The 15,538-nt window shown below is 28.0% G+C and carries 18 protein-coding genes; 10 read left to right on the forward strand and 8 right to left on the reverse strand.

The window, feature by feature from the left end; genetic code table 4:
• The first annotated feature begins 43 nt into the window (after nucleotides 1–43).
• The 6 genes from ACW95P_RS01330 (at nucleotide 44) to ACW95P_RS01355 (ending at nucleotide 4,526) form a co-directional block, all read left to right on the forward strand.
• Nucleotides 44–313 (forward strand): HU family DNA-binding protein, encoded by a 270-nt coding sequence (locus ACW95P_RS01330; RefSeq protein ID WP_457961435.1) that lies wholly within the window; start codon nucleotides 44–46, stop codon nucleotides 311–313.
• Nucleotides 314–397: 84 nt separating this feature from the next.
• Nucleotides 398–1,315 carry a Cof-type HAD-IIB family hydrolase gene (locus ACW95P_RS01335; RefSeq protein ID WP_457961436.1) on the forward strand — a complete coding sequence of 306 codons (918 nt, stop codon included), beginning with the start codon at nucleotides 398–400 and terminating at the stop codon, nucleotides 1,313–1,315.
• 2 nt (nucleotides 1,316–1,317) lie between these two features.
• Nucleotides 1,318–1,995 (forward strand): ribonuclease HIII, encoded by a 678-nt coding sequence (locus ACW95P_RS01340; protein WP_457961437.1) that lies wholly within the window; start codon nucleotides 1,318–1,320, stop codon nucleotides 1,993–1,995.
• An 18-nt stretch (nucleotides 1,996–2,013) separates the two neighbouring features.
• On the forward strand, nucleotides 2,014–3,246 hold the full coding sequence (locus tag ACW95P_RS01345; protein ID WP_457961438.1) for a class I tRNA ligase family protein: 1,233 nt from the start codon (nucleotides 2,014–2,016) through the stop codon (nucleotides 3,244–3,246).
• Between the two features lie 13 nt (nucleotides 3,247–3,259).
• Entirely contained in the window at nucleotides 3,260–3,952 is a 693-nt protein-coding gene (gene rlmB / locus ACW95P_RS01350; protein WP_457961439.1) for a 23S rRNA (guanosine(2251)-2'-O)-methyltransferase RlmB, read from the forward strand.
• A gap of 34 nt (nucleotides 3,953–3,986) precedes the next feature.
• Complete coding sequence (locus tag ACW95P_RS01355) at nucleotides 3,987–4,526, forward strand: hypothetical protein (RefSeq protein ID WP_457961440.1); 540 nt, start codon at nucleotides 3,987–3,989, stop codon at nucleotides 4,524–4,526.
• A gap of 69 nt (nucleotides 4,527–4,595) precedes the next feature.
• Here ACW95P_RS01355 and nusG read toward each other — a convergent pair whose 3' ends face one another.
• The 7 genes from nusG to ACW95P_RS01390 all read right to left on the reverse strand — a co-directional run bounded on the left by nusG (nucleotide 4,596) and on the right by ACW95P_RS01390 (nucleotide 9,591).
• Nucleotides 4,596–5,192: a transcription termination/antitermination protein NusG gene (nusG, locus tag ACW95P_RS01360; RefSeq protein WP_457961441.1), complete on the reverse strand. Its 597-nt coding sequence runs from the start codon at nucleotides 5,190–5,192 to the stop codon at nucleotides 4,596–4,598.
• Nucleotides 5,193–5,222: 30 nt separating this feature from the next.
• A complete protein-coding gene (gene secE, locus ACW95P_RS01365) occupies nucleotides 5,223–5,465 on the reverse strand; it encodes a preprotein translocase subunit SecE (RefSeq protein WP_457961442.1) in 243 nt (80 codons plus the stop codon).
• The gene (rpmG, locus tag ACW95P_RS01370; RefSeq protein ID WP_457961443.1) at nucleotides 5,465–5,608 is read right to left on the reverse strand and encodes a 50S ribosomal protein L33; all 144 of its coding nucleotides are present in this window, start codon (nucleotides 5,606–5,608) and stop codon (nucleotides 5,465–5,467) included. The genes secE and rpmG overlap by 1 nt, the downstream gene beginning before the upstream one ends.
• Before the next feature lie 173 nt (nucleotides 5,609–5,781).
• Entirely contained in the window at nucleotides 5,782–6,933 is a 1,152-nt protein-coding gene (gene ftsZ / locus ACW95P_RS01375; RefSeq protein WP_457961444.1) for a cell division protein FtsZ, read from the reverse strand.
• 15 nt (nucleotides 6,934–6,948) lie between these two features.
• Nucleotides 6,949–8,172, reverse strand: coding sequence for a hypothetical protein (locus ACW95P_RS01380; RefSeq protein WP_457961445.1), 1,224 nt, complete (start codon nucleotides 8,170–8,172; stop codon nucleotides 6,949–6,951).
• A gap of 29 nt (nucleotides 8,173–8,201) precedes the next feature.
• Complete coding sequence (rsmH, locus tag ACW95P_RS01385; protein WP_457961446.1) at nucleotides 8,202–9,098, reverse strand: 16S rRNA (cytosine(1402)-N(4))-methyltransferase RsmH; 897 nt, start codon at nucleotides 9,096–9,098, stop codon at nucleotides 8,202–8,204.
• Between the two features lies 1 nt (nucleotide 9,099).
• Nucleotides 9,100–9,591 (reverse strand): division/cell wall cluster transcriptional repressor MraZ, encoded by a 492-nt coding sequence (locus ACW95P_RS01390; protein WP_457961447.1) that lies wholly within the window; start codon nucleotides 9,589–9,591, stop codon nucleotides 9,100–9,102.
• Between the two features lie 286 nt (nucleotides 9,592–9,877).
• Here ACW95P_RS01390 and ACW95P_RS01395 point away from each other — a divergent pair, with 286 nt between their 5' ends.
• The 4 genes from ACW95P_RS01395 to ligA are packed head-to-tail and all read left to right on the forward strand — an operon-like array spanning nucleotide 9,878 to nucleotide 14,852.
• On the forward strand, nucleotides 9,878–10,675 hold the full coding sequence (locus tag ACW95P_RS01395; RefSeq protein ID WP_457961448.1) for an energy-coupling factor transporter ATPase: 798 nt from the start codon (nucleotides 9,878–9,880) through the stop codon (nucleotides 10,673–10,675).
• Entirely contained in the window at nucleotides 10,666–11,577 is a 912-nt protein-coding gene (locus ACW95P_RS01400; RefSeq protein WP_457961449.1) for an ATP-binding cassette domain-containing protein, read from the forward strand. The genes ACW95P_RS01395 and ACW95P_RS01400 overlap by 10 nt, the downstream gene beginning before the upstream one ends.
• 2 nt (nucleotides 11,578–11,579) lie before the next feature.
• Nucleotides 11,580–12,506 carry an energy-coupling factor transporter transmembrane component T family protein gene (locus ACW95P_RS01405; protein WP_457961450.1) on the forward strand — a complete coding sequence of 309 codons (927 nt, stop codon included), beginning with the start codon at nucleotides 11,580–11,582 and terminating at the stop codon, nucleotides 12,504–12,506.
• A 24-nt stretch (nucleotides 12,507–12,530) separates the two neighbouring features.
• Nucleotides 12,531–14,852, forward strand: a complete 2,322-nt coding sequence (gene ligA / locus ACW95P_RS01410; protein WP_457961452.1) for an NAD-dependent DNA ligase LigA — start codon at nucleotides 12,531–12,533, stop codon at nucleotides 14,850–14,852.
• Here ligA and recU read toward each other — a convergent pair.
• Nucleotides 14,836–15,336 carry a Holliday junction resolvase RecU gene (gene recU / locus ACW95P_RS01415; RefSeq protein ID WP_457961453.1) on the reverse strand — a complete coding sequence of 167 codons (501 nt, stop codon included), beginning with the start codon at nucleotides 15,334–15,336 and terminating at the stop codon, nucleotides 14,836–14,838. The genes ligA and recU overlap by 17 nt on opposite strands.
• Between the last annotated feature and the right edge of the window lie 202 nt (nucleotides 15,337–15,538).

Below are 15,538 nucleotides of genomic sequence, written 5' to 3' on the forward strand. Positions count from 1 at the left end.
TAAGTATTTTTTAAGATTATTAATATTTAGAACTGGAGATCAGATGAATAAAAAAGACTTTGTTAAAAAAGTAGCAGAACTTGCTAATCAATCAGAAAAAACTACTGAATTGGTTTTAAAAGGATTTACAGAAGCTTTAACACAACTAATGGTTCAAGGTGATAAAATTGCTTTGCCAGACTTAGGTACATTTGAAGTTGTTGCCAAACCTGAAAGAACTGGTATTAATCCTGCAACAAAAGAAAAAATTATTATCGCAGCACGTAATAGCATTAAATTTAAGCCAGCTAAAGCTTTAAAAGAAGCAGTATAAACTTATTAAATTCATAAAAAACAAATACTAAAAAAAATTGAAGTATTTGTTTTTTTCTAAAAAAAGAAATTTTAAAGGAGTGAAATGCCAAAAATTAAAAAAAGATTTTTATTTGTTTTAGATTTAGATGGAACAACATTAGCAGATTCTTCAACTTGTGAAATCCACCCCCAAACATTAGAAGGAATAAAAAGAGCAAAAGAAGCAGGGCATGTAGTATGTATTTTAACTGGTCGTCCATGAAGAAGCAGCAAGGGCGTTTATGAACAATTAGGCCTAGATACAGTTATTGCTAATTACAATGGTGCTCATGTACACAATCCAAGCGATAGTTTTTTTATCCCTGAAATTAAATATTTAAATTTGAACGAAATGTTATATATTTTAGGAGATAAAAAATTAAAAAAAGTGATTACTAATATTGCAATTGAAGGGCCGGGATGAGTGCAAATTCAAAAGCGTGATGAAGTTTTGGAAAAAGTTTTTGGTTTTAATGATGTAGAAAAATTTCAAGTAGGTTTGAATTTTAATAAGATTCCCTTAAAGCCCACAGGAATTGTTTTTGATATTAAAAAAAATGTTGATGTTTATGAACTAAAAACTTATTTAGAAAAAAAATATGGTGATCTAGGTGAATTCTCTTCTTGATCTAAAGGTTCTAATTCTTCGCCAGTTTTTGATATTACTTCAGTTGGAGTTAATAAGGGGAAAGTATTGTCATTACTAATGCGTTATTATAGTATTGATGTTGATCATGTTGTGGCATTTGGAGATGGTTTTAATGACGTTTCAATGTTTAATACTTCTACAGTTGCTGTAGCTATGAAAAATAGTGATGCTAGAGTAAAAAAATTTGCGACAGTAGTAGCAAGTAAAAGCAATGCTGAAGGTGGAGTTGGAATTTATATTAAAAAATTCTTAAAAAATCCTGACAAGGAAATTAAAAAATCAAAACTTTTAAGAATGATGCGTGAAAAAGGTACGGAGCCGGAGTTAACATAATAATGAAATTTTTAGATGATAATACATTAGTGATCGGGGCTGATGAGACTGGTGTTGGCGATTATTTTACACCATTAGTTGCTACAGCGGTTTTTATCCCAATGGAAAATATTGCTTTTTTAAAAACGCTAAATTTGGATGATTCTAAAAAAATTTCTGATAAAAAAATTTTGGAATTAGAACCAATTTTAAAAAAATATGTTTATCATCAAACTTCTTTTTTATCACAAAAAATTTATAATGAATTAAATCAAATTTATAATGCAAATGAATTAAAAATGTTTTTACATTTAAAAAATATTAATTATTTGCAACAAAAATATAATGTTGAAAATGTAATCATTGATTTATTTTCAACCGTTAATACCATTTATAAATACCAAACCAAACTAGTTGCTCAAAAAGCTTTTAATTTGATTCCAATTAAAGGTAATTTGATTTTAGAAACAAAAGCAGAAAGTAAATATCTTTCAGTGGCAGTAGCATCAATTTTAGCACGAGCTAAATTACTAAATTTAATGAATGAGCAAAATAAAAAATGAAATTTAATTTTTCCATTAGGAGCTAGTTCATTAGTTGATGCATTTGGAAAACGATTTATTAAATCTTTTGGAATTGATGAACTAAAAAAAGTGGCAAAATTTACTTTTAAAAATACAGAAAAAATTTTAAATAATTAACAAGGTAAAGTGGTAGAAATGATTAAAATCTATGTTTGTGGTCCAACAGTTTATAATTCTCCACACATTGGAAATTTACGTCCAGTTATGTTTTTTGATATTTTAATTCGAGCATATCGTAGTTTGAATCACCAAGTAAAGTTTGTGCATAACATCACTGATATAGATGATAAAATCATTGATGCAGCAATCGAAAATTTTGTTTCAGAAGAATCAATTGCAAAAAAATATTTAAATGAATATTTAAATTTATTACAAGCTTTTAATATTCAAAAACCCGATTTCATTGAAAAAGTCACTGATAATTTAAATTCAATTGTGGATTACATAAATCAATTAATTTTTAAAGATATCGCTTATAAAAGTGAAGTAACAAATGACATTTTTTTAAATATTTCTAAAATAAAAAACTATGGCAATGTTTCTGATCAAAAACTTGAAAAGTTAATAGTAAAAGATGATAAAAAAATAAATAGTAAAAAAAATTTTCATGATTTTGTCTTATGGAAAGACACCGATAGGGGAATTAAATATCAAGTTAAGCTAGGGTTGGGAAGGCCGGGGTGGCACACTGAATGTGCAGCAATAATTAATAAACATTTTGGTGCAAATGGAGTGGATTTTCATGGTGGGGGAATTGATTTAAAATTTCCACACCATGAAAATGAAAATGCACAGCATTTTGGATTGTACCAGCAAAATATTTCAAAAAAATGATTATGAACTGGAACAATTAACATTAATAATGAAAAAATGTCCAAATCTTTAGGTAATGTTTTGTTAGCTAAAGATTTTTTAAAAAATTATAATAGTGATTTGTTTCGTTTAATAATTTTCACTTCCGGAATTACTTCAGAAATTAATTTAGATGCAAATCTAATCCAAGCAAATCAAAATAAATTAAATGATTTTATAAAAATTTTTAATCAACAGCTTTTGGCAAACCCTGATTATAAAATTGAGTTACCTAATAACTTAGAAGTTGAACAGATTTTTAATGATATTATCAATCTGAGATGAGCGGAAGCTAATCGGAAACTTAATGAAATAGCTAAAATTAGCCGTAAAAATTTAGAAGCCGCCAATATTTTATTTGGTATTTTACAAAAATTAGGATTTATTTTTGTTAATCAAAGACTTGAAAAAAATGATTATGAACTTTTTTATCAATGGAAAAATTTAGTAAATAACAAAGATTTTGCAAAGGCTGATGAACTTAGAGAAATTTTAAAATTTAAAAAAATTTTATAAAGGAAAAAGATAAATGATAAAATATTTATGTGGTAAGAATTCAGTTTTAGATGCCATAAATAATAAAATACCTATTAAAAAGTTATATTTAGCATTCGGAAACACTCTTGCCACACCAAGTAATATTGAGGTAGAGTTTGTTTCAAAAGAGTATTTAAACGCACTTACAAAACAAAAACATCAAGGTTTTGTAGCTGAAATTAACGAGATTAAAATTTATGATTTGAATATTATTTTCAAAAATAAACCTGAAAAAGTATTAATTTTAGATCACTTACAAGATCCTTATAACTTTGGTGCGATTATTAGAAGTGCTAATGCTTTTGGTTTTAAATTCATAATTTTCCCAAAAGAAAGAGCGGTAGATATTACTGAAACAGTTCTAAAAGTTTCTTCCGGTGGGTTCATTGACATAAAATTTATTAAAGTTGGATCAATTGTTAATGCAATTGAAAAATTGAAAAAAAATAATTTTTGAATATATGGTTCAGATTTATCTAACCAAGCTACAAAAATTGATGCAACTAATTTTAATTCCCCTTTAGCTATTGTTATCGGTTCTGAAGGTAAGGGAATTTCTAAATCTGTTATTAAAGTTTTAGACCAAACTTTTTACATTCCAATGGAAGGAACTGTTCAATCATTAAATGCTTCTGTTGCAACAGGAATAACTCTATTTCATGTTAATAAAAAAATTAAATTTTAGTGAAATTTTTATTGTTATAGGAAAGGTTTTTTCTATGTCTTCCAATAAAGAAGATAATAAATATAAATGCAACTATGAGTCATGATCTGATCATGAAATTATATTAAAATATCAGGTCATAGTAGAAAAAATAGCCAAAATAATTGTTAATAAATATTATTCACTTCCGATTACTTGAGAAGACTTATTTGTAGAATCATTACCAAGTCTAATTATTTATGTACGTAAATATAATTCAAAAAATCATGATAACATATATATTTATTTGTCAATTAAGTTAAATTATTTTATGCGCAATAAGTGTCGTAAATGATTAAATAAAAAACACTCAGTATTAAATAAGGCTTTTTCAATTGATAACGATGATATTAAAATATTTAAACAATATGAAAAACCAAGATATTTTAATGCATGAAATTTTTTAACTGAAGAACAAATCGAAATTGTTGAAGAGATATTAATTAGTGAAAAAGTTTCGATTTCTGTTTTAGCTAAAAATTTAAAAACTACTCCATACTTAATCAAGAAAAAATTAAAAGAAATTCGTGATGTAATTAGTAGTATTTTAGATTAATTGATATATTAGAAAAAAACAATCGCATATAAAAAAGCGATTGTTTTTTTAAATAATTAAGATAGACAATTAATCTTTTATTTTTAAAACTGCATGTTCTAATTGTGTAGGAGTTTTTTTACCAAATATTTCCAGTTCAACAACAGCATATTTTTGTATATCATTATTTTCAATAATTTGACCAATTTCATTTAAAAATGGACCATTAATAATTTGTACAAATTGTCCTTTTTCAAAACCGGATTTTTCTTTGTTATTTTCAAATTCTTGTGACATTTTTTGTTCATTAACAAACATTTTTTGCATCTTTGAATCAGAAATTGGAGTGGGTTTAGCTCCCTTTCCGGAAGAACCTACTAATCCAGTTACATACTGAGTATTACGAACTAAAAATCATGCATCATCATTCATTAGCATTCTAATAAAAATGTAACCCTTATAAACATTAATCATTTTAATATTGAATTTTTCGCCAGCACGTTTTTTTTCTAAATCACGGGGTGAAATATAAGGTGTTTTAAAAATTTTTACTTCTTCAAAATAGTCTTGTAAGTCATAAGACTTTATTCTTTTTAACAATGATTCTTTAACAATATCTTCTTTTCCAGAAACAGTTGAAACCATGTATCAACTAAATAATTTTTTTGGTTTTTCGATATTTTCCATATTATTTTGACTCCCATCACATTATTATTTTTAGTTATTAAAAGTTAGTCCTGCGCCTAAATAAGTTCAAAGCGCTGTAGCTGCTAGTGTTATTACAAAAAATACAATCACAAAAACTGCAATAAAAATAATTGTTTTTGTATATCATTTTCCAGCTTCAGAATAAGATGGTCAACGTACACGTTTTAGCTCTAAGAAAAATAAGCGAAATGGATAACGTTTAGCTTTTTTAGGTTTATTAGAATCTTTTTTACGATTAAAAAATGCTTTCATTATTTTTCTTCCTTGTGTAGTTGGATAGAATTACATTTTTTGCAAAACTTATTAATTTTTAAACGCTCATCATTGCTTTTATTTTTGGTGTAATTTTTCGATAAACACACTTCACAAGAGAGTACAACTTTTTTATTAGACATATTTGGAAATTATACTAAAAAAAGCTTATTTTATAACATATTACTCAATTTAATTTTTAACAAAATAAAAGCACCATTTTCTAAAAAACAGCGCTTTTTGTTGTAAAACTGAAAAAGTGTAATAACTTTTCTTTTTTGCAAATTTAGTTTAGCTTCTTACATCGCATTTTAAACTATTTTTGTAAAAAAGGAGGTAAATCATCATCTAGATCTTCTTCAGGATATTCTTCTTTTGAAAACTGATCTTCAATATCATCAATATCAATTTCACTAGTAAAGATTTGAGTCATTCCTTCAAGTAATTCCTTTTGCTCTTCAGCTTCTAAAACTTCAGGAGTTTGTCCTGTTAAACCTGTAGCAATAATTGAAACATACAATTCATTATCTTTAGTTTCATCAACTGAAACTCCAAAAATAATGTTTGGTGAACCCCCAACTGCATCTTTAATTGTTTCAACAACAATATTTGATTCTGCAAGTGAAAAGTCTTTTCCACCACCTGTAATGTTAACAATCATGTCTTTTGCCCCAATAATTGATGTTTCTAAAATTGGTGAGTTAATTGCTGCTGTAGCAGCTTTAACAGCTTTATCTTTTCCAGAAGCTTTACCAATTCCGATAATCGCTTCTCCTTTGTCTTTCATAACTGTAGTTACATCAGCAAAGTCAAGATTAATCAGTGCAGGCACCGAGATAATATCAGTCATTGTTTTTACAGTTTGTTTTAAAATTGTATCCGCATATTTAAAAGAATCTACTAAAGGAATATTTCCAAATTGCTCTAATAATTTATTGTTAGAAATTACGATCAATGAATCCACTGATTCACGCATTCTATCAATTCCTTCTGAAGCGTTATTAGAACGTTTTGGACCTTCAAATTGAAAAGGTGTTGTGACAATTCCGATTGTTAGAATCCCCATGTCTTTAGCAACTTGAGCTACAACCGGAGCTGCACCAGTACCAGTTCCTCCACCCATTCCTGCAGTTACAATTACCATGTCAGAACCAGCAAATTTTTCTTTTAAAACCTCTACTGATTCCAATGCTGCTTCACGACCAACTTCGGGGTTAGCACCAGCACCTAATCCTCTTCTACCTGCGGCATCACCTAGGTGAATTACATCTTCAGGTTTATACTTATGCAGAACTTGTAAATCGGTATTAGCCATCAAGAATTTAACACCATTAATTTTGGCTTGGATCATTGAATCAACAGAGTTGTTTCCGCCTCCACCGACACCAATGATGGTAATTTTAGCTAAAGCTTCACCTGAATTTTGTTCATTCACATCTGTTTGATTATTTTGTGTATTGTCAAACATATATCCTCCGTTAATTTAATAAATCAATTTCTTAAACAATGCTTGTATTAGTGATTGTTTATTTGGTAAAAGATTTGAAATTTTTATTGGTTGGGTGTCAATTAGAGTGTGATATTTTTGCTGTTCAAAAATATCATCTAATTGCTTAAAATACTTTACAACGCCCAAAGCTTGTAATTCAGCTTGGGATTGATTAAATTGCTGAAAGTATTTTTTTTGGCTAACATAAATTGCTTTTGATCCAAAAAACTTTTGTGCATAATCTTCTAAATCGATGTAATTATTTATCTTCCCAGTAATAAATAATGGCAACTGAAGATTTTGTTTATTAATCAAAAGTTGGTTGGCTCATGTAAAAATTTGTTTAATAAATTTTTGCACTAATGAAGCAATATCACCATATGTAATTGTACTACTTGAAATAATTTTTTTATTAAAATCAAATTCAAGCTCTGTTTTTAAAAAAACATCTTTATAAGCTTTTAAAATTTTATTTACAATTTTTGAATCTAATTGAAAATCATTAGCAATTTTTTTAACTAAATTATTGGTTCCAAAATCATATGTAATGTATTCTAAAATAACATGATTTTGAATTCGAACTAGCGTTGATTGTTCATTACCAATATTTAAGTTGAATAACCCTTTTTCTAACACCATCTCATTCATTAAAGCATAAGCATTAGCAAATGATGTAGGTAGAATTGAGATTAAATTTAAATTTAATGAGTTAAAAAAATTTTTAAAAAAATTGTAATTATTAATATCAATTTTAACTTCAGTGTTTAACATTTCAACTTTAGCTACTTTTTGTTCAATTGGAATTGAAAAAAAAGCTTTTGTTGTGTTTTCTAATGTTTGCACTAGATATTGATAGGGTTGAATTGAAATGTTCTGGTAACCGTTTGCATTTTGATTTACTAGTTCATTGACAACTAATTTTAAATTTTGTTTTGTAATTGCTTGCTCTGTAAGTTGCAAAATATGACGATTCAAATCAATTTTTAAGCCTAAATTCTTGTTATCATGAATTTGAACATAAACATTGTGAATTTTACCGCGAATTTTATGTTCAATTTGTCCAATTGTAGCTTTGACAAATTTTTTCATACTTGCAAGATTTAGACAATTTTGGCTGCTATAGAAAATATTATTAAATTTTCCATGAATATTTTCTAAGGCAGTAATTGCTAAATGCGAATTTGCAAAACGAATTACAACATAAATTTCTCTGGTCATAGCATGCATCTCCTTTCGCAATCAAATATTTATAATTTAGTTAAAACTCGCAATTTAGCACTTCGAGCTCGTGAATTTTCACTAATTTCCTGAGCTGAAGGATTGTAAGTTTTAATGACTCAGTTTTTTTGCTCCATAATCGGCATTTTAGTATGATGCTCTGGCGTTACTAAAGAAGCAAAAAAACGCTTGACGATCCGATCCTCAATTGAATGAAAAGTAATAATTGCTAATTTACCGCCAGGCTTTAAAAAGTTAATTGCACTTGTTAAAACTTTTTCCAACGATTCCATTTCATTATTAACTTCCATCCTAATTGCTTGAAAAACTGCTTTAGCAGGATTTTTCTCGCGTACCACAGCTGCAGGTAATGATTGTTTTATGATCTCAACCAGATCTAGAGTTGAATGAATTGGCCGATTCTCAACAATGCCTTTCGCAATTCTTTGTGGTAATTTTACATCAGCATTTTGTCTGAAAATCCGCACCAAATCCTCCAGATCATAGTTGTTCACTATAAAATGAGCATCTAAATCTTGATCTTGGTTCATTCGCATATCAAGTCTGGAATTCTTATTGTAAGAAAAACCTCTTTCGGCGACATCCAGTTGTGGGGAACTAACTCCCAAGTCAATTAAAATTCCTTTAACACTTGAAATTCCCATTTTTGCTAGTTCATTGCTTAAGTTCTGAAAATCCGCATGAATTAAATGAAAATTTGAATGCTTTGATTGTAGATTTTGGCGATTGTATTCAATCGCTGTTTTGTCTTTATCAAAAGCAATTAATTGACCAGTTGTTAATCCTTCTAATATTTTGGAAGAGTGTCCACCAAAACCTAGTGTCAAATCAAGATACGTTTCATTAGGTTCTACAGCAAGGGCTTTTAAAACTTCGTTTAGTAAAACTGGTTGATGTTTTGGCATGTTATAAAACAACACCTTTTTTACTAATTTTTTCAACAAGCTTTTCGATTTCAGAACTTTGTTCGATCTGCTCTGTTGTTTTATCTAATGCTTCTTGGGCTCAAACTTCACAAACATTGCCCATTCCCACAAAAGATAAATCCTTTTTGATAGTAGCTAAATCTAAAAGATTTTTAGGAATAATCACTCGTCCTGATTTATCAACTGTTAATTCAGCTGTTCGCATCGAAAGTATTCTTCAAAGTTTTTTTAAATCAGCATCAAGTTCATTAACGTTTTGGAATTTATGACTAAATTTTAAAAATTCATCTTTTGAACGAATTTCCAAAACTGCGTGTAATCCATAGGTTATGTAAAAAACATCACCTAATTCTTCGCGAAATTGCGAAGGAATAACAACACGATTTTTGGCATCTAAACTTCTGTCTTGTCTTCCGTACATTTTCTCCCACTTATTTCCACTATCACCCACATTATACACTTTTTTAGCCATTTTATAAAAAAATCTCATTTTTTTGGCTTTAGTTATAAATGTTAAACTAAGGCTAAAATTAGGTGTTTATTGATGTATCAAGCATTTCTAATGATTCAATAGAATAATTAAAATAAAATTAGTAAAAAACTTAAAGTATTCAAGTTATATTAATAAGGAAATTTAAAACTTTTTAATTTCAAAAGCCTAATAGCCAAAATTCTAAAAAGTTTTTTAAATCTCGTTTTTGGGAAAAATGCATTTATTAGCCCTATTTATAATAAAAAAGGTATAATTCAAACTAATTATGATTAAGGTTAAAGATTTAATTTTTCGATATTCAGGTTCAGAATACAATGCACTTGATGGTATTAATGTGGAGTTTAAAAAGTCACAATACATTGCAATTTTGGGTCATAACGGTTCTGGGAAAAGCACCCTATCAAAATTATTGGTAGGAATTTTTAAGCCTACAGATGGTGAAATTTATATTAATGACATTAAGTTATCAAAAAAAACAATTCAAAAAGCACGTCAACATATTGGGATTATTTTTCAAAACCCCGATAACCAATTTGTGGGAGCGACTGTAGAAGATGATATTGCTTTTGGTTTAGAAAATAAAAACATTTCTCAAAAAGAAATGCAGGCTAAAGTTTTGGAATTAGCTAACAAAGTTGGAATGTCAGAACATTTAGATCGTGAACCGGCGAATTTGTCAGGGGGACAGAAACAAAGAATAGCTATCGCTTCAGTTTTGGCATTAAACCCTGAAATTATTATTTTTGATGAAGTAACATCAATGCTAGACCCTAAAGGTAAAAGTGATGTCATTAAAATTATTAAAGAAATCCAAGCTTCGCGGGAAAAAACTTTAATCTCAATTACTCATGATATGGATGAAGCTATTTTAGCAGATCAAGTAATTGTTTTGGCGAAAGGAAAAGTTGTGGCTCAAGGTTCTCCAAAAGAAATTTTAAAAAATAAAGAAATTATTGAAATTGCTAAAATTGATTCTCCTTTTATTTATAAATTATCTGAGAAAATTGAAGGCATTGAGCCAACATATAACGAAGAGGAGTTGCTGCAAGAAATATGAAAATAAAAGTAGATAAAATTATTAAAACATATGATAAAGCTTTACCTACTTTTTTTCGTGCATTAGATGAAGTAAGTGCAACAATCAATCAGGGCGAATTTGTTGCAATTATTGGCCAGACCGGAAGTGGGAAAACAACTTTTATTGAACATTTGAATGCTTTAATTTTAGCTGACTATGGGCAGGTAGAATTTTTTTTTAGTGACTTTGATCAAAAAACGCAGCAAGATGTTGAAATGCATTTGGTGGCTAAAAAAAATTTTTTTAATCGGGTAAAAAAAGCTAAACAGATTCGTAAAAGAGTTGGTGTTGTATTTCAATTTGCTGAATACCAACTATTTGAATCAACGGTAGAAAAAGATATTATGTTTGGCCCTATTTCTATGGGCGTTGCTAAGGAAGAAGCTAAGGAACGGGCTAAGGAATATTTAGAAATTGTGGGACTTGATGAAAAATTTTTACAACAATCACCGCTTGAATTATCTGGCGGACAAAAAAGACGAGTAGCACTTGCAGGAATTTTAGCTATGGAACCGGATTTTATTGTATTAGATGAACCAACTGCGGGTTTAGACCCTGCTGGAGTGTATGATACAATGGAAATTTTTGCAAAATTGCACAAACAAGGTAAAACCGTTATTATAGCAACACATGATTTAGATAACGTTCTACATTGAAGTGAGCGAGTATTGTTTTTTTATAAAGGAAAAATTTTGCGAGATGAAAAAACTTTAACAGTTTTAAATGATGTGGAATTTTTACGTAAATATAGTATGGAACCACCAAAAATCATTGAGTTTACTAACCGTCTAAAATCACGCGGAATTGATCTAGGAAATGTGCGTTCAATTGATGAAATTGCTGAAAAGCTAAATGAATATTTAAAAAATAAACGAAAAGGAAAATAACAATGGATATAATTATTGGTAAGTATGTCGCAACTAATTCACTAATCCATAAAATTGATCCGCGATTAAAAATTTTATTTAATATCACTTATGTTGTTTTGTTTTTTGTTGTTTCTCATTTTGTAACTTTAATTATTTTATTTTCGGTTTTAGCTTTAGCTTTTATTCTTGCAACTAAATCGCCACTAAAACTAATTAAAATGCTGAAAATGCCATTAGTTGTTGGGATAGTAATTTTTCTTGTTAACTCTTTTGTTTTAAAAGAAGAAAATATTAAAAACAGCCTTTCAGCTTTACCAGAATATTTACAACCACAAATTAAAGACTTAGTTGCATCTGTCTATTATGTTTCGCCAAATAATTCAATTTTTGTTGTTAGTTACATTGGAATTATGCGAGCTGTAACAATTTCTTTTAGAATCTACAATATGATTATTGTGACTACAATTTTAACTTTTACCACAAAACCAATTTTATTAACAAAAGCTATTGAGGATCTATTATATCCTTTTAAGCTAATTAAATTACCTGTTAATATTTTTGCCATGATTATTTCAATTGCTTTACGTTTTGTTCCAACAATTCTTTCTGAAGCTAACCGAATTATGAAGGCGCAAGCTTCGCGAGGGGTTGATTTCAAAAATGGTAAAGGTAGTGAAAAAATTAAAGCAATGGTTACTTTAACAATTCCTCTATTTGTAATTGCTTTTCAAAGAGCTGAAGATTTGGGTAATGCTATGGAAACGCGTGGATTTGAACCTTATGCTAAGCGCACCCGTTATAGAGTATTAAAATTAAAATGATTTGATTACTTATTCTTTTTATTTTTAGCTGGAATTATTATTGGAATTTCTTTTTTAGAAACAAATTTTGACAATATTGCTGCAAATTTACCGCTTTGATACCAATACACATATATTAAGTTTTAATTTGAAATTTGGAATTAGGTGAATATGAAAGCTGAAAAAATAAAGTTAAAAAAACAAATTGATGAATTACGCCAAAAAATTTCGCAATGAAATGATGCATATTTTAATCAAGAAAAACCACTAGTTGCTGATGCGGTTTATGACGCAGGACTTGAAAATTTAAAACAATTAGAAGCTAAATATTTAGCTAAATATGCAGATACCGATTTTGCAACATCACCAACTCAAAATATTGGAGCAACAGTAGATTCTCGCTTTCAAAAAGTGGAACATAAAATTCCGATGCTTTCATTAAATAAAGCTTATGATTTAAAAGATTTGCAACGCTTTAGTGATAACATTGCTAAAATTGCTTCTGATTTTTCCCTTTATTGTGAACCTAAAATTGATGGTTTATCAATTGCACTACATTATAATGAGGGTGAATTACAATTAGCTTTAACTCGAGGTAATGGAATAGAAGGCGAAGATGTTACTCATAATGTTTTGGAAATTGCTTCGATTCCCAAAAGGATTAATTATCAAAAAAAATTGGAAGTTCGCGGAGAAATTTATTTAGCAAAATCAGATTTTGAAATAATTAATGAAAACTTACAAGCACAAAATAAACAAATTTATGCCAATGCTAGAAATTTAGCTTCAGGGACTATGCGTCAATTAGATTCTGCAATTGTAAAAGAAAGAAAACTTTCAAGTTTTATTTATTCACTTGTTGAACCATGAAAGCACGAAATTAAAACTTATTCAGAATCGCTAGAATTTTTAAAAGTAAATGGATTTGTCATTAACCCCGAAGGTAAAATTGTAAAAACAATTACTGAAGCTTATGATTTTGTTTTACAGTTTGAAAAAATTCGAAAAGATTTTGAATATGACATTGATGGCTTTGTTATCAAACTTGAACAATTTGAATTTTACAATCAATTAGGGCAAACTGCTAAATTTCCGCATAGTGCTATTGCTTTTAAATTTACTGATGATATTGTAGAAACGACTTTATTGGATATTTTTCCTACAATTGGACGAACTGGAATTGTTAATTATAATGCAGTTTTAGAACCGGTATTTTTATCAGGAACAATTGTTACTGCTGCTACTTTACATAATTATAGTTACATTGAAAATTTAAAAATTTCAATTGGTGATGTTGTTGCTGTTAAAAAAGCTGGTGAAATCATTCCCAAAGTTTTATATTCAGTAAACCCCCGAGCTGCAACTAATTTCCCAAAAGTAACAAATTGTCCTTTTTGCAATAGTTTTTTAATTGATAGCGAAACTAAAATTGATCAGTTTTGCATAAACTCAATCTGTCCTGAAGTAGAAATTCGTAAAATTATTCATTTTGTTTCTAAGGCTGGAATTAATGTTGAATCACTAGGTGAAAAAAATATTCGATTTTTCTATCGCGTTGGACTTGTAAAAACGGTTACTGATATTTTTCAACTAGTAAATAGAAAAAACGAAATCATGAGTTGAAAAGGGTTTCAAAATGATAGTGTTGTTAACTTTTTGACATCATTAAAGCAAGATCAACACTTGCTAGCACTTTGGAAAAATTTTTCAACAATTAAATCAGCATTAACCGCAATTGAAAATGATGCCAAAAATTTAATTCCAATTAATTTGGCTTCTGAGCAACAAAAAAAATTTAATAAAAAACAAGTTTTTGCCTTATTAGAAGCATTAGATAAAGCGCAAGAAACATTTCAAATTACAAGAAATACTAATTCTGTAATTGAGGTTTTTGAAAATGTTGCTAATGATAAAAATATTTACATTGAAGGTTTCCAAGAAAAATCAATTAGCAACCTTTTTGATTCAATTCAAAAATCAAAAAACATTTATTTACATCAACTATTAAATGGCATTGGAATTAAACATATTGGAGAAAAAACAGCAATTTTTCTGGCTAAAACAATTCCGCAATTACACCAATATTTGACTTATAATTTTGATGATTTAATTAGTTATAATGATATTGGTCCTAAAACTATTCAAAGTTTAAAAGATTTTTTTAGTGATTCTAAAAACATCGCAACTTGGCACCAATTAAGTAAAATTGATTGAGATTTCAAAACTTACAAAAAAACTGAGTCTAAAGTTTTTGCAAATTTAAACTTTGTAATTACTGGAACCTTATCTCAACCTCGTAAAGCTTTTGTAGAAATGATTGAGCTTCAAGGTGGAGTTGTTAATAATGCTGTTACTAAAAATACTAATTATGTTTTAGCAGGTTTGGAAGCTGGTTCAAAATTTGAAAAAGCTCAAAAATTAAATATTCCTATTTTAACTGAAACTGAATTTTTAGAGTTTATATCTAAAGGTAATTTTAATCCAAAAAATTAACAAAATCTAAAATCCCTGGATAAACTAGTTCTAGTTCAATTCCATATTCTGCAACTTCATTTAATGATAAAGATTTACGTTTTTGATCAGTGCTATCAATTGCATTAATATCTAATAAATAAAATTTATCATGAGTTTTAAAATATATAATCAAAAATGCATACCCTAAATGCATTTTTATTTTGCGTAAATATTGCAATTGATGGCTAGCAATATTTGCTAAAGGCAAATTATTCCCTTCAACACTTTTTGCTTCAAAGGCAATAAATTTGCCTTTATAAATACCATAATAGTCTACTGTACTTTTTTTAGATAAAAAGGCATTCTCCAATTTCTTTATTTTAGTATCTTTATTGTCTTTTTTAACACTTTGAAATACGATATCAATATTTTTTTTATGAAAAACTGCTAAATTATTTTTTTCATAAAAGTGAATTGAATTATTAATAATTTTTTCTAATAACATTCCGCGATTTTTACTCATACATTTATATATAGCTAAAAATTAATAATTTTGTTAAAAAATTTTTGATTTTTTAATCCAAATGATTTTTATTAAATTTAAAAGCAAAAAAATATTCAAAGTAATTTTGAATTTATAATTTTGTATTTTATGGCAAATTTTAATTGTATTTTGAATTAGAGGTGAAAAATGCTTTTATTTTTAATTAAAAAAATCTTTAAAA

This window comes from Mycoplasma pogonae, assembly GCF_054170725.1.